Below are 21,377 nucleotides of genomic sequence, written 5' to 3' on the forward strand. Positions count from 1 at the left end.
TACTCCAGATGGTTAGTAATCGAGACCCTGTATCAGTGGGGTGGGAGTGCAACGGCAATTAATATGCGCACGCCCGGGAAACAGCCCGGTTTCGCCGTTAAAACTTGCACCTTTTGACCAGAGATAAACGCCGGGTCCGTAGCCTACATCCTGCCTGGCGATGTGAAAGCATTTGATTTTTGCTTTCGGATATCGCCCTGCCGGGTTGCCGCTGACGCGCACATCCTGAGACGTTGACCAGCGAAACCGGTCAATGCCTGCCTGCTGCTGGCGCTGGCGTGTGATGTCGCTACGGATTTTCGCGGTCTGGTCACGGGCGATGAGTTTTGCCCGGTTGTACGTCGCGCCGGTGGTGTTTTGCAGATTGCGGGTTATCGTGGTCAGCGAGTCGCCCCGCAAAATACCGTCCATAACTTGCCGCTGAATGTCGTCGAAGTAGTCTGATGACAGCGATTTGATCAGTGCGACATTCTGTTCGACTGATGCGTCGAAATAATCCACCAGCCCGCCATTAACCATCAGGCCGGTCATGTCAACGCCCAGCGCGCGGTTAATCTGCTCAACAAACACCGCTGAACTTTCGGAGTCGGCCCGGCTGACAACGCGCTGAGCCAGTTTTTCTGTTGCTGCACCAAACGCAACAGAGAAGAACCGGTCCGCCGCCTGCCGGATTGAGGCCATGATGATATCGGTTAAACGGCTGTCGGCGGTGAACTCACGGCGCAGTACCGGGATCAGTGCTTCATCAATCGCCTGCGCCATTTGCCGGACAATATCGCGCAACTGCCCGTTGTAGTAACGTTCAGTTTCGTCAGTTTGCTTCGCCGGTCTCAGCGGTGCCCGTCGGCGCGGTGGCCTCTTCTTCAGGATTTCCGCCAGCATTGCCGAGCCGGAACTGATAATCGCCGCCTCGCTCGGCCTTTTCGTCTGCCTCAATGTCGGCAATATCAGATTCGTCGATACCATAGATCCCCTGCTCCATGAGTTTTCGCGCTACCTGAGACGGTTTCACCACTCCCTGTTGCAGACGAATATCATCTGCCTGTGCGTCAGCGAGTCGCTGCGCTGACAGTTCGGTGTCGGTCGGCTGCGCCAGCGGAGAGAATTCAAAATCCAGTCCATCCGGCATGGTGCCCAGCGTTGAGCGGATCAGGACTTCATCAATGCGTTTCAGGAATGGCCGGTACTTTGATTCCTGTCCGCCCCTGATGGTGTTGTAGTAGTTGTTCATATCGCCCTGGCCGGAGTCGCCAATCCCCTTGGACTGAACACCAAATAATCGTGTCATCGGGATGCCCGCTGCACCGGATGTCCATTCCATAAGGGATGAAAGAATTTCACCCAGTCCGCCGAACGAGATCTGCTTGCGTTCAAAAACTTCTTTACTGTCCAGCAGCGCCAGCCGGTAAAGGGACTTCATCATGCCAAAAATGTTGTAGCGGCGGGCTATCGACTCATCCATATCACCAGAGGACAGATCGGAGGCGAGGTTCTCACGATTGATAACATCAATGTTCGCTTCCTGAATCAGCGCCGCGATGCCGCCCTTTGCGCTGACGGCATCTTTGACATCCTCAAGGCAGCGCCGCAGACGGCTGTCGTCCCAGCCACCGTTGATCATGCGCAAACGCATAGGCAACGGCGCTCCGGGTGCTTTGACGAAATGGCTGTAGTGAATGCGCTGAGTACCGCCGTTAACCACGTAGTAGTCCGGCAGCATGTAATTTTCTTCCAGCGGATTCGTGACGTTGAATTGCTGGCCGTTGATAAACATGCGGTCAAGCACCAGCAAACGGCGCAGTGAACCCTTTTTGATTCTTTTCACGTCCAGTGGGGTATCGAACGATTGATCGGTGATCATCAGCACACCCGCCCCACCGTATACACCAGCCCACTTGAATGCCTCCTGCGTTGCCCCCTGAACGTTAAACGCCTTTTCTGCCTCACGAATGGCCGTGGCGTCGTCAGCGGCAAATTCCCGCCACTCGCGCGTTGAGTCGTCAACCGGAATATCAATGATGTCGCGGGCGATCCAGTTTTCGATATACGCGGCTTCCAGTTCGCCAAAATCCTGCATCATGCCGAACTGAAAACGGTTAAACATGCGGCGGTCACGATCTGTACCCATGCCGGTCATGACGTTCATTAGCCCGTCAGAGGTCACGCGAATACGCGGTTTTCCGCCGTACTGGTTATTGCTCATCGTTAAACCCATCCCCACCCGGTGCCGCCACCGGAAATTAATTCGATCTCGATTGCATCCATGAACGTGTCGAGGATGTCGTCATTTTTGTGGCTGTCATCTGCGGAGAAATCGGCACATTCGGCCAGAGCAGGCAATACCCAACTGGTTTGTGCTGCTGGCGTACCATCCCAGTAAAAAACCTGATTGACGGGCTGGCCATCGTCGGTCATCAGTGCCGGAATGAACACCTTGCCGGTTTTGATCTGAGGGACGCTGTTCAGGCAGCGAACCAGCTTGTTCTGTCCGGCGCCACGGGGGATTTCCAGCACGGGGATCGATTTACGCTTTTTCAGCGTGGTAATCAGTCCCTGCCCGGCCTGTTTATCCTCAATACCCATATGCCGGAGCGGTGCCGGGCGTTTCGGATTATATGGTTTCCATTTTTCCCACAGCGCTGTTGCCTGCTGTAGCAAATCTTCCGGATCCCACCTGCCGCGCACGCTGTCGATGAGGTACAGATTGTTGTCTGTCCCCATACCAGCCAGCGTAAAAACGGTGTAATCGTTGTAGTCCTCGACCTTGCCGCTGTTGGTGTCCACGTAAACGGCGCGGTGTGTCAGCGGTGGCAGATGCGTGTAGCGCTTAAACCAGTCGGTATCGATCAACCCACCCGTCAAAGCGCGCGGACGCTGCATGTACTGCGATAGAAACGTGTATTCGTCACGCTCCCACAGTCGCAGCAGATCGCCCACGTATTCGTTAGCTGGCCAGTACGACCAGTAGCGAACACCACCGACAATCACGCTTTCCGTGTCTTTAACAGAGAACCAGCACAGTGAACGCCACGGTTCCGGTAGTGCATCGATATATTCGTCGCTGACCAGCGCCGGGATTGTGACGTGGTGGAAATCCACGCCCATTCCGCCCGCCAGCATGAAGCCGGTGGCATCGTCGGTGTGCAGGCGCTGCTGGATACTGACGAACGGGGTTGGGTGGTCTTTCGATTTATCGCCGCGGCGGGAACGAATGGTGTTCACCAGCAGACGGTTTGCGTTCTCGCGTTTCGTCGCAGAGAACATGTCCTCTGGCTTGTTGTAGTCATCCAGGCACACAAAGCCGGAAAAATCAGGGCCGGGATATCCCGCGCGCCCACCTGTGATTTGCCCACCACTGGAGCGGGAAACCGTCTGGCCAACGGTCCGCCCGCGGGGATTAACAACCTCCCACTCTTCGGCCTGGTTAACGCCAAACTTGCACGGCCACAGCGACTGATATTCAGCGCTGGCGATAATGTCGCGGGTGCGTCGGCTGTTACGTTTGACCAGCGAATCAGCAAACGAAACGTTCAGATTACGAAACCGGCGTAACTTACCCGTTTGCACCAGCATGTTGATGTATGCCGCTGCGTGGATCGAAACGAACTCGGTTTTTGTCCCACCCGGCGGCACGTTGATAATAAGGTTTCGTGGCTGTAACCGTCCGAATACCAGATCATCAATTTTGCTGGCCATCATGCGATGATGCCAGTTAACCAGCAGGCGATCACCCTGCAACAGCTCAAACCAGAGGCGGGTGAAATTCAGGAAGGATTTTTCGCTTTTTGACTTAAGGGCGACACGATCAGGAAAATCGAGGTCTTCCCACTCGAGTAGCTGCGACATTTTTCAATCCCGATTTTTACCCTTTTTTGGGGCTATTTAACATAATGGACGTTACCCGAACAGCGGGATTGGCACTCATGCCAAATTCACCACGAAAGCGTTAAAAGGACAGGTTTTCCCGGTGATAAACAGGCATTTTTAGCAATAACATTTTGATAACAAATCGCCATTATTACGGTCCGGTTAAAATGACAGACGAAACCCGCTTTTTACCCTATTTTCTCTTTTCTACTTAATCCAGATCGGGGAGTTGTTTTTCTAATGCCGCCTGCGCCTTCGCATAATCTTCCGGCGTGTAATTAACCTGGTTGATGGGGCCGCCGTCAGCACCAGTCAGTTCGGTGCGGTTTTTCAGCATGCCAAGATGCTGCGCCACCATTTTCAGGGCGTCATCCTGATTGCGCATCTGAACTTCCAGGCCGAAGCGCCCTTCTTTTACCCCGGCGAACAACCGACGCGCTGCGCCGTGTAAATCTCGGGTATCGTGAAAAAATGCCCTGCTTACCCCTATCCCGTTACAGCGAGGGCATTCGGGATTCGGATCAAGGGTGGCATCGAACCCGTAGCCTCCGTCATCGCGCGGAGCGGCTTTTTTCTTTTCCTTTGCCTCTGCACCGGCTTCCTCAAATTCAACCGCATCGCGCCACTGATACTGGTGGCCGAATCCCCAGCAATGGCGGCAGCACAAACGACGATGTTCGGTGATTTGCGTTGCATCTGCTGTCGCCAGTTCCCACCACATTTTCAGCACGGCGTCCTGCGTGATTTGAGTGCGCCGCTCTCTTGCTGCCAGAGCATCGCGAATCGCCCGGCTCACCTTATCGTTTCTGTACATTCGCGAGGCTGCGACATACGCAGTGTTTCCCTCGCCTTTTCCACCGGCACGTTTATAAGCGGCCACGCGGTTCATATCGATGAGGTACTCGCTAACGAACCGGGCCTGCATATCGTTAAGCCCGTATTCATCAGGGTTTAAACTCCATTGATCTGTGGTGTTTGCAGGTGGCAGGCAATTTGAATCAATTTGATTTTCAATTTGGAGAATTGGAGTTTTTGCACCGCTTTGCGCATGCGCACTGCGCAATTTTTTCTGCGCAGTTTTTTGCGCACTTTGCGCAGCGGGCTTTTTGATGTAGCGACGAGCTGATGCGTAATTCAGTCCCTGCGCTTCACACCACTCTTTCGGTGATATTCCGTTTTTGGCATGGTCGGCGAGGAACTGGTTTTGCAGCGCTCCCCAGTCCGGTTTTACCATAGTCGTTTACCTTTCTTACGCCATTACGATGAGGCTGCTCATTGTGATGGCAATAAAAAAGCCACCAGCGGATGCCAGTGGCTTAATGTCATAAAATATTGTGAAAATTCTTATGTTACAGAATTCATAAATCTTATATCAATCTAAGCGAGGATCAGTAACACCAGAGATAACCAACTCCTTGACTGCCCGACAAACTTCAAAGAATGCATTATTTTCAGTAGGGTCTGAAACCAATATTGTTTTTTTGCCGTCACCGACATCAACATGCAACCTGTTTTTTTCTTTCCATAATGCAACGGAGACAAGATGGTAAGATCCGCCGCCATATTCTGAGTCGTCAACGACGGTCGAAACCTTGAATTTCAACTTATACTCTTTATCCAAGTCAAAACCAGCGAAAGGCATCTGTTGGAACAAGCCCTTCTCGTTAAGATAGCCTACAGATACATAAGGGTGAGGTACTTTATTTGCATCCACCCATGATGCTGATGGCAATGAAAGGGATTCTATATATTCAGAAACTAACGTTCGGGCCGATTCTTGTAATTCAAATTTACGATCGCTGTGCTTATCCTGCAATTCCTTATAACGCTGCTTGATATCTTTGAAGGTAACGTGCATGGCTTTCTCCGAGAGATGTGCAAGAATTAGCATTTTACCTCCACAAACAATTTTTTCTCATTCAAAATATTGGTCTTGTTTGCATTATCACAGGCACTCAGTGAATGCCTGCTGTAATGTCAACAAAAACCGCCCGCAGGCGGCCTTTACGATAATTGAGCACTGTTAAAACTCAGTTTACCGGGCGCGGATTGTACTTCCTGATTTCAGCTTCAATATCCCATTTCGTTATATCTTCATTGGTTGCGATGAAGAAATGAGATCCGTCACCTCTCGTATACTCGCTGACAGGATGCGGTTCAACTTTTCGCACATTAACCTCAGCAGGCTGATCCCTAGCATAAAATTTTGCTAATTGCTGATTGTGGTTGCTTGGAACTTCTAAAATACGCGTATGCGGCCCGGTGAATACAACTCCATGGTGCTCACCACCAATAACCAAGTAATCATAGATTTTATCTTCAGTCATAGTTACCCCCATGAAAAATGAGTAATAACTATCGCATACTTATAAAGCTCCAGCATTATCGAAGCCATTAAATGAAGAGCTTCTGTAATGTCTGCCACACTCTCGCAGTGTTCGCGCTCATGCCCTTGAGTCAGTCACCCCGGTTCAACTTTGTTCCCCGTTGACTCAGACCAGTGCGTGGTTGGCGATCATCTGCGTCAAGGGATCTTCTTTTCGATACACCGATTACAACCGGCAACTGCTGACGGATATGGGAAACCTTCGATAGTGGCATGCATATTGCCCGACTTTAGAAGTGAGCCTGTCGCATGGGGGTGTCACCCAGGAAAACAGCTTTTCCCAAGCTCACGGCTGCAAGTCTCTCGATTGTTTGAGCGTACGGGGGCTCATTAAAAAATCCTTCTACTGCAAGGCTTAGAGATCCTACATGTTTAAATAAGTGGTCGACTCGTTACAGCAACTCATTTTCTCAAGCACGTATTATTACCGACTGTTATTATTACGTACGATTGTGCTGATATAAGCACTGTAGTACTACTTAGCTTACTTGATACACCAGAGGGGAATATGAGCACAGCACAGGCTTTAACAATTGCACAGGCAAAAGACCTGCTTAAATCTGGGGCTTTTCGCAAGGTGGAGCTTTCATTTGATATTGATTCTGATGCATTTTTCACTTTCGCATCAGAATTTTGTTCAGAGGGTGCAAAAATTACCAAGAAAGGTGATCATTTTGTTGTGATCCTTCCCAAATTGACGATGCCATCCAAACATTCAGAATAGATTTTATTTTCGTAATTACAGCAGGCACTCAGTGTATGCCTGCTGTAATGCCCGCTTTTCTAAGACAACGTCATCAGGTGCATCTTCCGCTTTCACTGCAAAGATTGGTGCTCCCGGATGTTATCTCCAACGGCTGAAATGTCGTCTTTATCGAACCACAACTCAGTAGCTCGACCGTCTGCCGCTTTATAGTGCGCCGGTCAGGATTTGTGGGTGAATGTAAGAGTCCTTAATAAATACCTGCCGCTTACGCTTGATGAATATCGTTTACGGACCACACTTGAATTGGCTCTTAAAGGATGAAAGCTCCGACCCAGGGCCTGACTTATGGAGGAGTTCTCACCTTCAGATGACTCTGAGGGATAGTGATCAATAATAAGAACCGATTGAGTACCTCAAGATTGCCTTCGCTTAGGAGGCTTTTTTTATTTCTGCCGCTGGTTCTCAATATCCCGAATGCCAGCAAAGTTGTTATTGCCCTGCTCGATAGTTACGAGAAGTGGTTTTATCCACAGCACAGCCTGGCAATATGTCATCCCGCTGGCGGGAGCGGAACCACCATCGGCTGTGTCAGGCTCGTCGGAATCGGCGTGCATTGCGCTGGAACGTAAACGGTTTGCGTATGAGAGCAGCCCGTCAGCAATATGAGCAGGAACAGGCAGATCACAGGTTTTCTCACGGCGAAGTATCTCCCGGTATTCAATTACGGTGTTTTCGGCATCGCTGGCGACGGCGGCATTAGCTCTGGCTGCTAACTGTGCCACCTGGTTAAACCGATTCACGTTGAATGCCTGCGTGGCTATCACCTGGCCCTGCAACGCGTTATCTGACTTCAGCACGCGCTTTTCACTCTCCGACACGCTGAGGTCCGCCCGCGTTTTCATCAGTAATGCCGCCAGCACGGCCACCAGCGCTATTACCGACAACTGAAGCCAGTAGCGTTTTACCAGCGCGCCAATCACGACAGGAACAGAGCACGCTCTGCCTCACGGCGTCGGGTTAGACCAGCCAGCAACTGCCCGCCTGCTTTGTTCCAGCGCAGGAACTCATCGGCGGAGCCGCGGTAATCTCCTGCGTTAAGCTTTTTCAGCAACGTAGAGGTGGAAAGCGATCGTGTGCCGAGGTTATAAGCAAACGACACCAGCGCATCAAACTGCCCCTGAGTCAGCTTCACCTTCACCAGTTTCGACACGTCGTTTTCGTAACTCACCAGCCCTGTTTTAAGCAGGCGCTCAGCGATTTCAGGCTTGATGACCATACCCTTACCGACAGGTTTGCCGTCAACCGGCTGCGTCCAGCCGTAGCCAATCGTCCACACGCCGACGCTGTCCTGATATGCCGTAAGCCGCAGACCTTCAAACTGCTTGATTAACGCGATCCCTTTATTGCTGATTTGCATCATCCCCCCCTGCTTTTCTGGCGGCGAAGCGTTTGATGAAGCCGCCGATAAAATCCGTACCTACGTAGCCTATAAAGACACTGGCGATGTATGACAGGTTTTTAGCCAGACCGAAGAAATCCAGCAGGTCACGGGCAAACCAGGCAATCATCGCGCACATGGTGGCATCGATTAGCGTTTTCATGATCGGGCCGCCGTTATAGCGCCCACGTAGATACGCCATTGCAAACGCCAGCATTGCGCCAATACCCTGCTCTTTTGCAGCCAGCAGAGCAGCAATGAAATCTTGTTTGTAAGGCATTTTCATAGTCTCTCACCTCGCTGTTTGCGGAGGCTGTGTAATTGGAAACAGGATAAAAAAAGGCCTGCTCGGATGAACAGGCCAGAAAAGCAATAATAAATTTACAGGATGTGGTGCCGGGTGCCTCCCGGTGAGTCTTTGGCCAGCTACCATGACCCGCGTAGGGTATGCTTCAGTCGTGAAACACGAAGATTGCTGTTTACGCCCCTCCGCACAGGGGGATTCACCACATCAATAATGTAAAATTAGCCGTACCGCTTCGTCAATGAGCAACACTCTGTCAAAGGTCATCAGAGAGAGATGACCTTTTGCACAGTGTTATTTTTTTGTCTTACGGGGCCAGTACCAACATTATTCAGCGTCCCTGCTCGCCTGTGCTGATACTTCCGAAACAGTCTGGTTGAACCGGTCTGTTTCAAGTTCAACACCGATTGCGCTACGCCCCAGCGCTAATGCTTCTTTAATCATTGAGCCAGAACCCATAAAGAAATCAGCGAGGATATCACCGGGCCTGCTGCTGGCGTTGATAATGTCCCTCAGCATGTCCGCCGGTTTTTCGCAAGAGTGTTTGCCCGGGTAGAACTGTACCGGCTTATACGTCCAGACATCGGTATACGGAACCGCGGCGGTGACAGCAAAGTGCCGCCGGAGCGATTTATATTCGTCCACCAGCTCGCAGTATTTACGGTTGAGTGAATGGTACGTGGCCACCAACTGGTGATGAGGTTGAATCAGTTCGCTACGCTGGTGCTTCTCTGTGGCTATTCGGGTGAATAACGCCTGCAACTTTTGGTAATCCGCCTCGCCCGGCAGTTGCCACTGGCTGGATCCGAACCAGTGCGAGACCATGTTTTTCTTACCCGTAGCGGCTGAAATCTCTTTCGATGTGACGCCGAGTGAGGCTCGGGCACCCTGAAAATACTCGATCAGGGGAGCCATCAGGCTTTGCTTTAATTCCGTCCCTTTCCGCTCGTAACCATCGTCTTTCGGCCTGTACGGCCCCAGATAATGCTCTGCGAAGAGAACGCGCTCGGTCGCCGGGAAGTAAGCCCGCAGGCTTTCTTTATTACAGCCGTTCCACCGGCCAGAGGGCTTTGCCCAGATGATGTGATTCAGCACACTGAAACGGCGGCGCATCATCAACTCGATATCTGCCGCAAGCCGATGACCACAAAACAGGTAGATGCTGCCCGAGGGTTTGAGGACTCGCCAGAACTGCGCCAGGCAGCCGTCGAGCCACTTTAAGTAATCCTCGTCCCCTTTCCACTGATTATCCCAGCCATTCGGCTTTACCTTGAAGTAAGGCGGATCGGTAACAATCAGGTCAATGGAATTATCAGGGAGAGTTTGTATGTAATGCAGACAATCAGCGTTAATTAACTCAATACTGGATATTTTTACAGTGTTTTTCATAGATCAGTAAGCGGGACTCTGGTAGGCTCACTATGCTTTTGCGCTAAAGCAGTGGGCCATGGTTCGCTTGTGACCTCAGACATGAGCGAATGGCTGGCCGGGTGCTACAACACCCACCAGCCGCCCATTTTCACAGCAGGAAGCCCCCATTACTGGAGGCGTTTATAATATCCGAATTGATAATGCGATAACCCCGCCATAACCAACTGAGTCAGTATCAACTGGCAGCGTTCGTGTGAAATATGCACCGCTTCTGCTACTTCCCCGGCAGTGGCAGGAGATAACGTCAGCGCACTTAGAACAGCCCTTGCTGTTTCTGTCATATCTTGCTGTTTTAGCATGTCTTTTTACCCTTTCTGATGCCGTGACACACAGATAACTCTGGTTCGATGTATCAGCAAGAAGTAAATATGCCAGACATAAAAAAACCCCGTCGATGCGAGGTTTTATATTTTGGTCGACAATCAAAGCTATGACGACGATATCAGATTTACACGAAATATAGCCATTTTAATCTACTTTTGCAACACTATGCTGATAATTAGTCGCCATTTGTTTCGATCGTGTTTTCGATAGACTCAAAAGAGATGCCTGGTCGAGGCGCAGAAAGATAGTGCGCATGGCGAGCCAGTGAGCAGTAAAAGTTTTCGACCAGTTTTTCTCTTCAACCCCTACCAGCAGCGCCAGATCCTTATATTGATAAACTGCGCTCCCAGCTAACTCGGATTTAACGTCCTGCGCTGCCAGCCAGATTAATGCCCGGAGTCGCCCCAGCGTTTTCCCGGCTATCTTCTTGCCGTCGAGCTGCACCGTAAACTCAGTCCACGCCCAGCGAGTTATTTCGACCTGGTATTCGAATCGGATATTTTCGCCGTAGTTCCAGAGTAGCCACGCTTTCTGATGTTCTTCAACGGACAGCACAGCGCGGCGCCACGACGCAGTCGCAAATTCCACCGGCTTCACCAGAGCAATTGATGAGCCTTTCGCCAGTGACTGACGTCCCTGAATTGGTGGGTTGAGCAGCGTTATCCATTTCTCCGTTTCTTCATCGTAAATTCTGGGCTTCTTCCGGCGATAAGTGTTCGTGTCAAATTGTGCATTCTCAAGCCAGGCCAGTAACTGGCCTTTTGTCGCCCCGCTCAGATCAGCCATTGCGGTTATCAGTTGCTGTCGGATGTATGAGAGATTTGCAGTCATGCGGCGGCTCCTGTTTTCTGCTGTGTGCGGGAATGGTGCTGGCGCGCCGGTGCAAGCGCGCGGAGGATGGATTCTTTTTCGTAGCGGTGTTTTTCGGCGACTGTCATGTTTTCACCAGCCCCCCTTTCTTCCAGATGGCAAGCGTGCGCATTACGCCTTCAGCGTGCATGAGTCGCAACTCGTCGCGGCTGTATTCGGTTTGTACGCGCCCGTCGATGACATCATGGCAGCAGCTACAGGCGATCGCGGCCTGTGTATCATCCGGCTTAATTCCCGTGCCGCAGGTTCCCGCCAGGCGGTAATGCGCCAGTACACTGGTTTCAGGGTTGCCGTTGCATATCCCTGGAATTCGGACGGTACATTCGCGGCCGCGCGCCGCTTTGCGTAAATCAGCCAAGGCGACCTCCCCACGGGCGACCACGTTTACCGTTTCGTTGCTCGGGAAGCCTGGCGCTGACAGTCCAGGTAATAAGATCGGGATTCAGGCTGCGCTCAACCTCAACACCACGGCGCCGGTATTGCTCCACCAGCTCGTCGGCCTGTTGCGTGCTGCATTCGGTGTGCTGGAACCAGCTCTTTCTGGTCATGATCACGCGAAGCTCATCAGTTGAGATGCAGCGTTTTCTGCTTCTTGCTGCGAGCTAAATGAACTGGACAATATCCAGCGCCAGAGGACATCCAGTGCGGATTTGTAGAGTTGCTGGAATTCGGTTTCGTCCATGTTTCCAAAGGCGATACTGCGGGGATGTTTGCGTAGTGTGCCATCCGGCAGCTCGATAGCGTCATAGTGGCCTGCCTCAACGGTCACCCACGCACGGTACGCATCGAAGGATTTGCAAAGGCTTATCCCGTTGGTGATGCGGCGATTGGCAACCTGCGCCAGATACTGCTCAGCGGCATCCATCAACGCCGCTTCATTTCCACCGTAGGAAGCGAGGAATTTTGCATACCCTGTTACCAGTCGGCGTTCGTTGGACGAAATAGCGCCGCCGGTTGGCTCCCAGTATTCAAAACCGAGATTGAGCAAAGCGAAGAATCGGCGGTGAAAAGCCGGATTGCGTACCAGCTTGATGTCGGCTGACAGCACCGCACCGAGCTTACATTTTGAATGCAGAAAATCTCTGGTCTCAGGCGTTGCCGGGATCAGGATTCCTGAATGATTGATAAGTTGTAGCTGCGCCATAATGTCCCCATTTGGCGCATAAGGTTGTCAGTTGTTCAGGCTGACACTGAGATTATGAACAGGAGCTTTAGACAAAGCAAATATAAATGAAGTGCATTACAAAAAACAAATAGCGTAAACTGGACTATAACTACCAAACACGGGCGACATATTATGGCTTTCTGGAATGAGTCTGACAACATCGAAATAAATAAAATAACAACTTATCTTGAAAGGGAATTCCCAAATCAAGATTATGAGAAATATATACTATCAGAAATTGATGATAATACTTTCATTGATGCAACTTTAATTAAATCATGGTCTCATTTTCAGTATCTTTTCAAATTTGAACTTGATAATTTAAATGAATTCACCCCTTTCAATCAGAAGCACTTACAAAATCGAGCAAAACCAACCCTAGATATATTAAAAACTGACAAAGAACATTTCTTAAGTTACTTGATGAGGGTAATACATGAATATTATTTTTGGAACCCGGTTAGAGAAGAACTTCCGGATATAATTAGTAGTGATATCCTCACGCGGCTTTCGTCTTTAACTAAAAAGAAATCATATACCGCTCAGTTTTCTTGGATCGAGAATTCAATGGCTACCGCCATAACACGAGACTTGATAAACTCTGAAGATTTCATTTCTATTAGAGCTATAGCCAAGGATGTGGCTAATTACAAAAAAATAATCACTTCACATAAAGAAAAATCTACCACTGAGTATATTGAAACAGTAAAGAACCTTAGCGAGACCTTAGAAGAGTCAATAGAAAAAACAAACTCTACCAAATCTGAGCTTGCAGATTATGATGCAAAACTAGAAGGTTATAAAGCCAAATATAACTTCGTTTTACTAAGTAAATCGTTTAACAACCTACACATTAGAAAAAGTGAGGAGTTGAATAAAGCCAAAAAGTTAACTTGGAGGTTCACTATGGCATTAGCCCTTCCTCCTTCCTTTGCTTTTTTCAACCACATATATAATTGGTTTCCAAGTGGTGAAGGTTTCTCATCGCTGTCATTTTACTTACCAATATTAACCTTTGAGATCTTAATTTTCTATTTTATGCGATTATATTATAGCGAAGTCCGAGCGTTAAACACACAATTACTGCAAATCGATCACAGATTGAGTCTTTGCGAATTCATTCATGATTATATTGAAAAGAAAAATGCTGACAAAGATAACAAAGAATCATGGGATTTATTTGAATCGTTAATATTTAGTCCAATTCAAATAACACCAGACAATATCCCTTCTGTTCTGGACGGAGCTAACGCTGTCGCAGAATTAGCAGGAAAGGTAATGGCAAAATCTAAACCTTGAAAAGGTATTATACTTCAAACATCAATTCCCTTCGATTCAACGAGGGGAATAATCAATGAGGTGTAATTGCGCTATCATGTCGATGTTTGGCACATAAGATAATAAGTTTCTCAGGTTGAAATTAATATCAACCCATTTATGATATTTAAAATATCATATTTTACTGTTAGAGTTATAAAATTGTTTATCAATGACGTTTATAGATGGTGATGCTAATTGAAGACTTTCATCAATTTCATCTAATTCTTTTCCATTTAGCCCTAAATGTGAGACAGGGCCAATTTTTGATTTTGCACCGTCTAAGTAATCTCTAACGTGGCGCCGAATAATCCTTTCAGGCATTTCACTATACTGCTCTCTAAGCCGTTCAGCTTCTTTGAGTAACTCAGGAGTGAGGTAAGATGTGTTACCCATAATCATTAAAACTGGAAGATGGGATTCTTTATTTTTATCAACTTTTCGGCGCGATGGACCAAAGGCCAGATAATTAACCATAAAATCAGCACTCATAACCGGTGAATCTGGTACTCTATCGCTCATTCTAGTTTTAAGTTTCTCTTTTAAATCAAAGGCCTGTTTGTCGACAGTAAGCCACCATTCATTATAACCGAATGGCGATGAGGCTTGCTTGTTTCTTAGCCCTATAACTCCGCTGTAGCACTCAACATCATGTGCGATCAAGCGTGCTACTGCCATATCGTCTAACACAGCACCATATTTTTCCTGTCTATGTTTATATCTTTCCCCCCAAATTTGTTCTAAAGCATGTCTTAACTCATGTGAAGCATTTTGACTTTCATCTTCCAAAGAGCGGATGTTAATTTTGAATACTTCTGACAAATATATTGATATATCCTCTAATGGGCGTACATCCCCTCGAAAGTTCTCTAACCATTGAGCGAAAGAAGCTCTAGATCTTCCACTTACAATAAATCTTTCAAGCAAAAAAGGAACAGAACCTTGCCATTTTCCATTAATCATTTGAGCGCACGTTTTTGCTCTGTTCATGTGTCGTTCAATTTCTTCAACCACACCGGGAGTAACATACAACTTGAAACCAACATCCCTAGCCGCATCAATCATTCTAGTGAAACGCCCAACATCAGAATCATATTCATCAAGTAATGTATCTGCGATTAGAGGCAGCACTATAGTTGTATCCAACCAGATGTTTCCTGTAGAAAACATTTTTTCGACAACTTTTTGTACATCTGGAGTCTTCTTTAAAAAAGCTAATAAAGTGAATGAATCAGATAGAGATCGAAGATATTCTTGAATTACCCCGTTATTGCTGGTGAGAATCATGCGTACTCCCGTCCGCATCACTTGAATCCAATCCAGTTCTTTTATTCTTGGTAATTTAACGTCATTTAGCTCATTAATAATTACAGTTGTGAAATCATTATCTGCTAATTCTGATAAACTACCAGACTGCACAGCCAATGCAAACGCCTGGCTACGCTCAAGCAATACTTTTTGTGAAATATTCCTTAATGTTTTGATAATTAAATCTTCATTTTCAATCGGAATTGATTTATACATGGACTTAATATTATCCATAATATGTCTCATGGCTTCCAGAAGAGTTGACTCAGATAAAATTGATCTTGCTCTAAACTCTTTGTACCTCACGATTTCCTCATGAGCCAAACAAAATTCATCCAAACTTTCCCAATGCTTTATCGTTTTTTTAGTGAGTCGTCGTAATGCAGAATCTATATATTTAGAAACAACTTCAGCTGGATGAGATGGTAGAAACTGATGAATCTTCGAATGGATATCGCACCTTTTCATTCGATTCTCAGTGTCTGTGTCAATCAATGACGCCCGGACAAGTGCTTCGAAAGCTAATTTTGTTAATCCTTTATCACGGTTATCATCTTGCCATTGAAGCGCTAAAAACGTTGCTGCTGTGACTGCTTCATCTTGTGATAATTCGGAAGACTTTTTATCTGTTAATCCTTTTGACGCTAGCAGAGGGTCAACTTTTAAAATTGCAAGCTCTTCAGCAGCTTTTTCCCTGGCGTCATTTCCTAAAACGCGCTCCAAAAACCAATTTTTATCCCTCACATCAAGAGATATACCAGATTTTCTTGCTGCTATTTTCAAATCATCAGCTTTAGCACCGATTTCCTGATTAGTTAAATATATAAGTATTTGTGTGTTGGGCCTAGTTTCCCTCAATCTTTTGAGGGTCTCTCGAACTTTATTTTTCCACCCTTCAGTAACTGAATACTGAATCATAACTGTAGGTTCACCTTCTGGAGAAAATAACTCGGCATCTCTACCGTCATCCCCTGACGCGCTAGCTACGGTTCTGATAGATGAAAACTCAGAAGCTAAAAAAATAGATGCTAATCTTTCAAATGTTTCCCAGTCTGATCGTTTAAGTTGCTCTAAAGCTAATCTAAATCTGCTAGTTATCATATGCGTCCTTCACGATTTCTTAGGAAATGACATTGATAACAATTCTATGTAAGTAAACACGTTACATTAGATTCTGTTATCTACATTTACTGATCGTTATTGTAGTTAAAAGCAGCGTATACCATAAGGCAATATTGATGCAAATTACAATTACGGGACTTGCTTAAAAAATACGCTAACAGTTTTGTGCTACGCACAGTTTAGAGATTTGTAGTTTTAGTACGAAGTTATTTACCATCGTCAATTACCACCTTTAAAACCGAACTTCATCCGGATTTCCTTAACTTTCGACATGTTCTGCTCGCGGCTAAGCGGTTTTCTACCCATCACAGGCAGGCGGGCGATTGGCTCCGGGAGCTCTTCACCACGACGAATACGCAGCGCCATCGCTGCCAGCTCTTCCCCGGCTTTGCGGCGTACTTCAGCGTCACTCAGACCACTGGCGAGCATCTGCTGATACAGCGTGGTCACGATCCAGTAATTCGCAGATGATTGGCTGGTGTTCTTCCCGTCGATTTTCCCCGGCCACGGAAATGACTCTGCATCCGGATAGCTCCCGCGCGTGCGGCAATAGCGATAAAAAAGATCCATCAGCGCTGCTTGGTCTGGCAGCCCTACCGCCGCACATTCTTCCGCGCGGCACCAGGCGACGAACTGGCCCGGCGACGGCAGGAATGGTTTTTCCTGCTGGCGAGCAACGCGCATACCTGCGGCGACTTGTGCCAGAGTTGTGATCCCGTTCTCGCTAAACGCCAGCAGCCACTGGCGGCGAAATTCATCGAACTCATCCTGGGTGCGGAAATTAGCGATCGCAGCCGGGAACGTTGCGCGCAACTGAGAAAACAGGCTGTTGAACACTTCTGCCACCTGCTGTTGTCTGACAGGAGCGTTGTCGTCCTGAACTTCCGGCAGACCGTGAGCAACACGGCGGAAATTTTCCCGATCGAGGTTATGAATCTGTTCAGAGATATTTTTCATCGAGCACCCCGTTGATCCAGTCGGTGTTGTTGAAATCTATAGGCCGGCCGTTCCCATTCGTAGTGCGGGAGGTAGGCTTAACCGGAAACTTCGGCTTGAATAAGCCCTGATACCCGTTGGCAATGCTCGCGTTGATTACGTCAACGGGGTTATGGCCTTCGTCCAGACACTCTTTCAGCAGCTTGAATGCCTTCGTGACCGTCAGCTCGGTTTTAATGGCTTTGCCAGACTGTTTACGATAAGCAACCCACTCCACCCAGGCGGTTTGATCAAGCCACTCAGGAACGAGAATGCTGAGCGGATCAAATTTGTCCTTCCCCCTTGGGGGATTAGAGGGGGTATTAGGTTTTATATTTGTCTTTGGAATAATGTCTTTGGTGTTCCCCGTTTTCAGGGATACCTCTCCCTGTTTTCGGGGATAGTTTTCCCCGTTTTCAGGGATGGTTGATGGTTCATTTTCACTATCCCCGTTTTCAGGGATATCCATCCCCATTTTCGGGGATATCTCTCCCTGTTTTCGGGGATGGTTTTCCCCTGTTTCAGGGATGGTGATTGCCCAAGTAACGATCTCCGCGGCAGGGAAATCAACTGGGCACTTTGAGCAATTGGGCTTTGTGTAAGCCCATTGATCCAGACTTGTGTTAATCCCGATGTATCTCGTTTGCCCTATCCGACGCAGCTTAATAATATTGCGATAGGCAAGGCTTAGGACAGCTTCGGATACATGCTTAGCTTTGAGCGCCGTCTTGTCCGCAATGAGGCTATTGGTAATCCGATCTGACTTTTTTGACCAGCCATAAGTCAGACGAACAATGGCGTTCAGGACGCGGAACTCACGCCCGGACAACTCAACGATACATAGGGCATCCTGGATCTGATTGGCCAGGCGTAAATAGCCATTTTCCAGATCAGCCATGCTGTGCTCCTGTTGCGCTCGTTCCGGCGCAGGGAATTTGATAACTTCAGCGGTATTTGACATACTTAATTCCGTGAATTGATCTCATTAATTCGCACGAAGACCGGCACTGTTAGCGCAGTCCGGTCTTCACCATTTTTAGTCTTTCCATCAGTCCCATCCCAGCGGGCCGGGCCGTGCGCGTTCGGCGCGAAGGCCGATATCTGCCAGCGTCTCGACCGATGTCAGGTAATCGCGTGAAACCACCACCGCCTCCGGCGGTACCACCTGCAAGCCAAGAGCAGAAAGCTCGCGAGCCATCTCTGAAAAATGGCTGTCGGCTTTGCGCTTGCTCACTGTCGATTCGCTGATGCCGATCTGCTCGGCGTAATTCTTTTGCCCCACAGACGCCAGCCGGTTGAGCAAAATGCTCTCGATTTCAAGTGGCTTGAGAATTGGTGGTTCCAACTTTCGTGCTATTGCGTTGTGCATGACTGAAACTCCGTTGAGTGTTAGGCCGCATTGTCGGGGTGGGGAAATAATTCGGGCAGATCAGGACGAATTTCATGAGCCTTAATCTCGCCATTGGTAGCTTTAACAATCGCATTCACTTTTTCAGGAGAAACAGATCCTCCGTTGAGCCATTTGTGAACCGCTGGTTGTGATACATCGCATATGTCAGCAAGGCGCTTTTGGCTACCGACAATCTGTAAAGCACGCTGAATAACTAAATTCATATTTTTTTACCTTCATCGGTATTGAACAGTCGAAAGATAACTCAAGTTATCCACACTGTCCATAACCTTTGTTATTTTACAAGGCATAACCGAGGTTATAAATTGAATCTATGAAAACTTTTTCTGAACGACTCTCCGCGGCAATGACCGCAGCAGGCCTATCACAAGCACAGCTAGCTGAGCTTGTAGGCGTGTCTCAACCTGCCGTGCAAAAAATGGCATCTGGTAAAACGAACGGCAGTAGAAAAATGGTGGAGCTTTCGCACGCACTCGGAGTTCGACCTGAGTGGCTATCAACGGGAAGCGGTCCAATGCGCCACGATGGCCAGCAATCGGCTGAACCGCCAGTGCATCGCGGCGATATCTACCGTCTGGAAGTGTTGAATCTGAGCGTCAGCGCTGGGCCTGGAGTCGTGAATAGCGAGTTCATTGAAGTGCTGCGATCAATGGAGTACGCGCCAGAAGATGCGCGGATGATGTTTGATGGCAGAAAGGCCGACCAGATCCGAATCATCAACGTACGCGGCGACAGCATGTCCGGAACGATTGAGCCAGGCGATCTGCTGTTCGTCGATATCAGTGTGAAAAATTTCGATGGTGATGGCATCTACGCGTTCCTGTATGACGACACCGCGCATGTGAAGCGCCTCCAGAAAATGAAAGACAAGCTATTGGTTATCTCGGATAACAAGATTTACTCACCGTGGGATCCGATCGAGAAAGACGAGATGAACCGTGTGCTCATTTTTGGCAAGGTCATTGGCAGCATGCCGCAGACGTACCGGAAGCATGGGTAGTTGATGGGGTATTCTTGACGACTGAATCTCTCGAAGAATGGTGATAATGAACTATCAGATATTATCAAGGGGATAACTTGTTGAATAATAATCCTTCAGAAGATGGCCGTCAGTCCCCAACTGAACCTCAGCCTCTATTTGGCCTTGAGATCGAAGAGTGGACACCTCCAAATGGCTCAACCGGGCACTTGCGGAGTTTTGCTATTGCTAACGATGGCCTAGAGTATGCGATTAAAAGCCTAGAAGATGGACAAGCTTCCAGTCTCAACGTCTATTCACCAGAGTTGGTCCCTGCTGCTGAATGGTTTTGTAGCAAGTTAGCGGAAGCATGTGGTCTACCGTCACCACCTTGCAGGATCCTGCTCGAACCGGTTAGCAATCAATATGTTTTCGGTTCTAGAATCGATCTTGCGGCTTATCGCGGTGCGCTTGAAATACCGCAGTGGCGCAATTTACTGGTTAATTCTAATGTCCAAATGCGTAAGCAGCTATGGTCCATTTATGCGTTCGACCAGTTTATCTACAATGTTGACAGGCACATAAACAATTATCTGTATGTTACAAACCGACAACAATCAGTCGCAATACAAGCCTTTGATTTTAGTATGTCTGGTTTAGCTATGGGATGGCCCAATAGAACAGGAGTTCTGCTATTACCCGAAGATTCAAAAACCACTTTAGTCTGGTCAATTATTAAGGCCGTGATCGGTAGCGACCCTGAGTATCATAAAAGTGCTGAAAATCTTCTAAGCAAGCTAAGCTCTATGGACATTTCAATAATTCAAGGTATTTTGAATGCCATGCCTGATACTTGGTTGCCAGTGTTGCGTCGAGATGCACTTCTGACATGGTGGGATAGCGAAGAAAAACAGGACAGGATCGACATTATAGATAAAGAGGTCAAATCATGAATAAATTTAGCTTTAGCATTATAAAATTGATTTCTGACCCTATTCGAGCTGAAACTATTAATGTCGGTGTTCTTGTTGAAACTGAACATGGTCTTGATATCCGTCTGCTGAAAACAGAACAGAAAATAAAAGCTGTGAGTGAAAACTTCAATCTCTCTTTGATTGAGGATTTCACCTCGGAAATTGAATGGCTTTATGATTTAACACCTGATATCAAAACCCTTTCAAAGCTGTTTAAGACTGGAAGCATCCAACTTTCAGAACCTGGTATGTTTGTTCTTCGAGAGCAAACAGCATACGATAAAAAAGTTGAACTATTGATGAAAGAATATGTTCAACCTTGTTTTTCTTCAGAGCGAACAAAACAGAATAAACGCATTATAACTGAGTTAAAACAAGAGTTTAGTCGTGCTGGAATATTGGGGAAAACTCATGATGATTTATGGAATCACAGGGTGGTTTATAATTTCCCGATTGCAGAAGATGAAGGTATTTATGCAGAATTACTATTAAAAAACGGTGCATACCATTTAACTGAAACGCTGGATCTTCGTGGAGATAGCACTAAGCAAAAAATGGGAGACTCCGCTCTCAAAGCGATTACCATTTCTAAAGCTAAAAATGTTTTTGATGGAAAAGTAAGCTCTTTTGTAGTTTATGCAGCAAATTGCCTTTCAGAAGAAAAAGCAGGTCTAAGGCAATTAAATCTCATAGAAGGCTATGCCGATAATGTTTTTAATCTGCTTAGTGAGCAAGATATGGCAAAGTACTTTGATCATATGTTTACAGCAGCAGGTAAATCCTTAAAATTTACAAACTGATTATTTTCAAACCAACCCGGC

General features: G+C 47.6%; 25 protein-coding genes. 5 read left to right on the top strand and 20 right to left on the bottom strand.

What is annotated here, in order from left to right; translation table 11 throughout:
* Positions 1–12: 12 nt before the first annotated feature.
* From Y71_RS15240 to Y71_RS15265, 6 genes are all read right to left on the bottom strand, one after another.
* Positions 13–882, bottom strand: a complete 870-nt coding sequence (locus Y71_RS15240; RefSeq protein ID WP_236946441.1) for a phage minor head protein — start codon at positions 880–882, stop codon at positions 13–15.
* Positions 812–2,203 carry a DUF1073 domain-containing protein gene (locus Y71_RS15245; RefSeq protein ID WP_007374694.1) on the bottom strand — a complete coding sequence of 464 codons (1,392 nt, stop codon included), beginning with the start codon at positions 2,201–2,203 and terminating at the stop codon, positions 812–814. Before Y71_RS15245 ends, Y71_RS15240 begins: the two co-directional genes overlap by 71 nt.
* A 2-nt stretch (positions 2,204–2,205) precedes the next feature.
* Positions 2,206–3,846: a phage terminase large subunit gene (terL, locus tag Y71_RS15250; RefSeq protein ID WP_007374693.1), complete on the bottom strand. Its 1,641-nt coding sequence runs from the start codon at positions 3,844–3,846 to the stop codon at positions 2,206–2,208.
* Between the two features lie 232 nt (positions 3,847–4,078).
* Positions 4,079–5,101: a terminase small subunit gene (locus Y71_RS15255; protein ID WP_081120792.1), complete on the bottom strand. Its 1,023-nt coding sequence runs from the start codon at positions 5,099–5,101 to the stop codon at positions 4,079–4,081.
* Between the two features lie 138 nt (positions 5,102–5,239).
* The gene (locus tag Y71_RS15260) at positions 5,240–5,758 is read right to left on the bottom strand and encodes a hypothetical protein (protein ID WP_007374691.1); all 519 of its coding nucleotides are present in this window, start codon (positions 5,756–5,758) and stop codon (positions 5,240–5,242) included.
* Positions 5,759–5,897: 139 nt separating this feature from the next.
* Positions 5,898–6,194, bottom strand: a complete 297-nt coding sequence (locus tag Y71_RS15265; RefSeq protein WP_035943383.1) for a hypothetical protein — start codon at positions 6,192–6,194, stop codon at positions 5,898–5,900.
* A gap of 567 nt (positions 6,195–6,761) precedes the next feature.
* On the opposite strand from Y71_RS15265, the gene Y71_RS15270 reads away from it, so the two are divergent.
* Positions 6,762–6,977, top strand: coding sequence for a hypothetical protein (locus Y71_RS15270; RefSeq protein ID WP_007374690.1), 216 nt, complete (start codon positions 6,762–6,764; stop codon positions 6,975–6,977).
* A gap of 425 nt (positions 6,978–7,402) precedes the next feature.
* Here the strand turns inward: Y71_RS15270 and Y71_RS15275 are convergent, their stop codons facing one another.
* The 9 genes from Y71_RS15275 to Y71_RS15315 form a co-directional block, all read right to left on the bottom strand.
* Positions 7,403–7,939, bottom strand: coding sequence for a hypothetical protein (locus Y71_RS15275; RefSeq protein WP_007374689.1), 537 nt, complete (start codon positions 7,937–7,939; stop codon positions 7,403–7,405).
* Entirely contained in the window at positions 7,936–8,379 is a 444-nt protein-coding gene (locus Y71_RS15280; protein WP_145954142.1) for a lysozyme, read from the bottom strand. Before Y71_RS15280 ends, Y71_RS15275 begins: the two co-directional genes overlap by 4 nt.
* On the bottom strand, positions 8,360–8,683 hold the full coding sequence (locus Y71_RS15285) for a phage holin, lambda family (RefSeq protein WP_007374687.1): 324 nt from the start codon (positions 8,681–8,683) through the stop codon (positions 8,360–8,362). The genes Y71_RS15280 and Y71_RS15285 overlap by 20 nt, the downstream gene beginning before the upstream one ends.
* A gap of 345 nt (positions 8,684–9,028) precedes the next feature.
* Entirely contained in the window at positions 9,029–10,090 is a 1,062-nt protein-coding gene (locus tag Y71_RS15290) for a DNA-methyltransferase (protein WP_007374686.1), read from the bottom strand.
* A 149-nt stretch (positions 10,091–10,239) separates the two neighbouring features.
* A complete protein-coding gene (locus tag Y71_RS15295; protein WP_007374685.1) occupies positions 10,240–10,431 on the bottom strand; it encodes a helix-turn-helix domain-containing protein in 192 nt (63 codons plus the stop codon).
* Between the two features lie 169 nt (positions 10,432–10,600).
* Positions 10,601–11,287, bottom strand: a complete 687-nt coding sequence (locus Y71_RS15300; protein ID WP_007374684.1) for a bacteriophage antitermination protein Q — start codon at positions 11,285–11,287, stop codon at positions 10,601–10,603.
* Positions 11,288–11,390: 103 nt separating this feature from the next.
* Positions 11,391–11,684 (bottom strand): DUF1364 domain-containing protein, encoded by a 294-nt coding sequence (locus tag Y71_RS15305; RefSeq protein WP_007374683.1) that lies wholly within the window; start codon positions 11,682–11,684, stop codon positions 11,391–11,393.
* Entirely contained in the window at positions 11,677–11,874 is a 198-nt protein-coding gene (locus tag Y71_RS15310; RefSeq protein WP_035943378.1) for a hypothetical protein, read from the bottom strand. The genes Y71_RS15305 and Y71_RS15310 overlap by 8 nt, the downstream gene beginning before the upstream one ends.
* 2 nt (positions 11,875–11,876) lie before the next feature.
* On the bottom strand, positions 11,877–12,473 hold the full coding sequence (locus tag Y71_RS15315) for a DUF1367 family protein (RefSeq protein ID WP_145954143.1): 597 nt from the start codon (positions 12,471–12,473) through the stop codon (positions 11,877–11,879).
* A 150-nt stretch (positions 12,474–12,623) separates the two neighbouring features.
* Here Y71_RS15315 and Y71_RS15320 point away from each other — a divergent pair, with 150 nt between their 5' ends.
* Positions 12,624–13,790 carry a hypothetical protein gene (locus tag Y71_RS15320; protein ID WP_007374680.1) on the top strand — a complete coding sequence of 389 codons (1,167 nt, stop codon included), beginning with the start codon at positions 12,624–12,626 and terminating at the stop codon, positions 13,788–13,790.
* Between the two features lie 153 nt (positions 13,791–13,943).
* Here the strand turns inward: Y71_RS15320 and Y71_RS15325 are convergent, their stop codons facing one another.
* From Y71_RS15325 to Y71_RS15345, 5 genes are all read right to left on the bottom strand, one after another.
* Positions 13,944–16,217 carry a hypothetical protein gene (locus Y71_RS15325; RefSeq protein ID WP_145954144.1) on the bottom strand — a complete coding sequence of 758 codons (2,274 nt, stop codon included), beginning with the start codon at positions 16,215–16,217 and terminating at the stop codon, positions 13,944–13,946.
* A 240-nt stretch (positions 16,218–16,457) separates the two neighbouring features.
* Positions 16,458–17,195 carry a replication protein P gene (locus Y71_RS15330; protein WP_007374678.1) on the bottom strand — a complete coding sequence of 246 codons (738 nt, stop codon included), beginning with the start codon at positions 17,193–17,195 and terminating at the stop codon, positions 16,458–16,460.
* Positions 17,179–18,174 carry a replication protein gene (locus tag Y71_RS15335; protein ID WP_035943370.1) on the bottom strand — a complete coding sequence of 332 codons (996 nt, stop codon included), beginning with the start codon at positions 18,172–18,174 and terminating at the stop codon, positions 17,179–17,181. The genes Y71_RS15330 and Y71_RS15335 overlap by 17 nt, the downstream gene beginning before the upstream one ends.
* An 87-nt stretch (positions 18,175–18,261) precedes the next feature.
* Complete coding sequence (locus tag Y71_RS15340) at positions 18,262–18,582, bottom strand: CII family transcriptional regulator (protein WP_035943368.1); 321 nt, start codon at positions 18,580–18,582, stop codon at positions 18,262–18,264.
* Between the two features lie 20 nt (positions 18,583–18,602).
* Positions 18,603–18,827 carry a transcriptional regulator gene (locus tag Y71_RS15345; protein WP_007374675.1) on the bottom strand — a complete coding sequence of 75 codons (225 nt, stop codon included), beginning with the start codon at positions 18,825–18,827 and terminating at the stop codon, positions 18,603–18,605.
* 110 nt (positions 18,828–18,937) lie between these two features.
* Between Y71_RS15345 and Y71_RS15350 the strand changes: the two genes are divergently transcribed.
* The 3 genes from Y71_RS15350 (at position 18,938) to Y71_RS15360 (ending at position 21,356) form a co-directional block, all read left to right on the top strand.
* Entirely contained in the window at positions 18,938–19,624 is a 687-nt protein-coding gene (locus Y71_RS15350; RefSeq protein WP_145954145.1) for an XRE family transcriptional regulator, read from the top strand.
* 77 nt (positions 19,625–19,701) lie between these two features.
* Positions 19,702–20,535 carry a HipA family kinase gene (locus Y71_RS15355; RefSeq protein ID WP_035943366.1) on the top strand — a complete coding sequence of 278 codons (834 nt, stop codon included), beginning with the start codon at positions 19,702–19,704 and terminating at the stop codon, positions 20,533–20,535.
* Positions 20,532–21,356 (top strand): DUF3037 domain-containing protein, encoded by an 825-nt coding sequence (locus tag Y71_RS15360; RefSeq protein WP_007374672.1) that lies wholly within the window; start codon positions 20,532–20,534, stop codon positions 21,354–21,356. The genes Y71_RS15355 and Y71_RS15360 overlap by 4 nt, the downstream gene beginning before the upstream one ends.
* Positions 21,357–21,377 lie beyond the last annotated feature (21 nt).

This window comes from Kosakonia radicincitans DSM 16656 (assembly GCF_000280495.2).
In the GTDB taxonomy this organism is placed as follows: domain Bacteria; phylum Pseudomonadota; class Gammaproteobacteria; order Enterobacterales; family Enterobacteriaceae; genus Kosakonia; species Kosakonia radicincitans.

What these genes read in the sequence shown, in the direction of transcription:
- Y71_RS15240 (WP_236946441.1), bottom strand. Translation starts at nt 882, where the DNA reads ATGCTGGCGGAAATCCTGAAGAAGAGGCCACCGCGCCGACGGGCACCG.
- Y71_RS15345 (WP_007374675.1), bottom strand. Translation starts at nt 18,827, where the DNA reads ATGAATTTAGTTATTCAGCGTGCTTTACAGATTGTCGGTAGCCAAAAG.
- Y71_RS15335 (WP_035943370.1), bottom strand. Translation starts at nt 18,174, where the DNA reads ATGTCAAATACCGCTGAAGTTATCAAATTCCCTGCGCCGGAACGAGCG.
- Y71_RS15245 (WP_007374694.1), bottom strand. Translation starts at nt 2,203, where the DNA reads ATGAGCAATAACCAGTACGGCGGAAAACCGCGTATTCGCGTGACCTCT.
- Y71_RS15300 (WP_007374684.1), bottom strand. Translation starts at nt 11,287, where the DNA reads ATGACTGCAAATCTCTCATACATCCGACAGCAACTGATAACCGCAATG.
- terL (WP_007374693.1), bottom strand. Translation starts at nt 3,846, where the DNA reads ATGTCGCAGCTACTCGAGTGGGAAGACCTCGATTTTCCTGATCGTGTC.
- Y71_RS15260 (WP_007374691.1), bottom strand. Translation starts at nt 5,758, where the DNA reads ATGCTAATTCTTGCACATCTCTCGGAGAAAGCCATGCACGTTACCTTC.
- Y71_RS15285 (WP_007374687.1), bottom strand. Translation starts at nt 8,683, where the DNA reads ATGAAAATGCCTTACAAACAAGATTTCATTGCTGCTCTGCTGGCTGCA.
- Y71_RS15325 (WP_145954144.1), bottom strand. Translation starts at nt 16,217, where the DNA reads ATGATAACTAGCAGATTTAGATTAGCTTTAGAGCAACTTAAACGATCA.
- Y71_RS15340 (WP_035943368.1), bottom strand. Translation starts at nt 18,582, where the DNA reads ATGCACAACGCAATAGCACGAAAGTTGGAACCACCAATTCTCAAGCCA.
- Y71_RS15310 (WP_035943378.1), bottom strand. Translation starts at nt 11,874, where the DNA reads ATGACCAGAAAGAGCTGGTTCCAGCACACCGAATGCAGCACGCAACAG.
- Y71_RS15265 (WP_035943383.1), bottom strand. Translation starts at nt 6,194, where the DNA reads ATGACTGAAGATAAAATCTATGATTACTTGGTTATTGGTGGTGAGCAC.
- Y71_RS15320 (WP_007374680.1), top strand. Translation starts at nt 12,624, where the DNA reads ATGGCTTTCTGGAATGAGTCTGACAACATCGAAATAAATAAAATAACA.
- Y71_RS15280 (WP_145954142.1), bottom strand. Translation starts at nt 8,379, where the DNA reads ATGATGCAAATCAGCAATAAAGGGATCGCGTTAATCAAGCAGTTTGAA.
- Y71_RS15360 (WP_007374672.1), top strand. Translation starts at nt 20,532, where the DNA reads ATGAATAAATTTAGCTTTAGCATTATAAAATTGATTTCTGACCCTATT.
- Y71_RS15270 (WP_007374690.1), top strand. Translation starts at nt 6,762, where the DNA reads ATGAGCACAGCACAGGCTTTAACAATTGCACAGGCAAAAGACCTGCTT.
- Y71_RS15255 (WP_081120792.1), bottom strand. Translation starts at nt 5,101, where the DNA reads ATGGTAAAACCGGACTGGGGAGCGCTGCAAAACCAGTTCCTCGCCGAC.
- Y71_RS15330 (WP_007374678.1), bottom strand. Translation starts at nt 17,195, where the DNA reads ATGAAAAATATCTCTGAACAGATTCATAACCTCGATCGGGAAAATTTC.
- Y71_RS15290 (WP_007374686.1), bottom strand. Translation starts at nt 10,090, where the DNA reads ATGAAAAACACTGTAAAAATATCCAGTATTGAGTTAATTAACGCTGAT.
- Y71_RS15350 (WP_145954145.1), top strand. Translation starts at nt 18,938, where the DNA reads ATGAAAACTTTTTCTGAACGACTCTCCGCGGCAATGACCGCAGCAGGC.
- Y71_RS15295 (WP_007374685.1), bottom strand. Translation starts at nt 10,431, where the DNA reads ATGCTAAAACAGCAAGATATGACAGAAACAGCAAGGGCTGTTCTAAGT.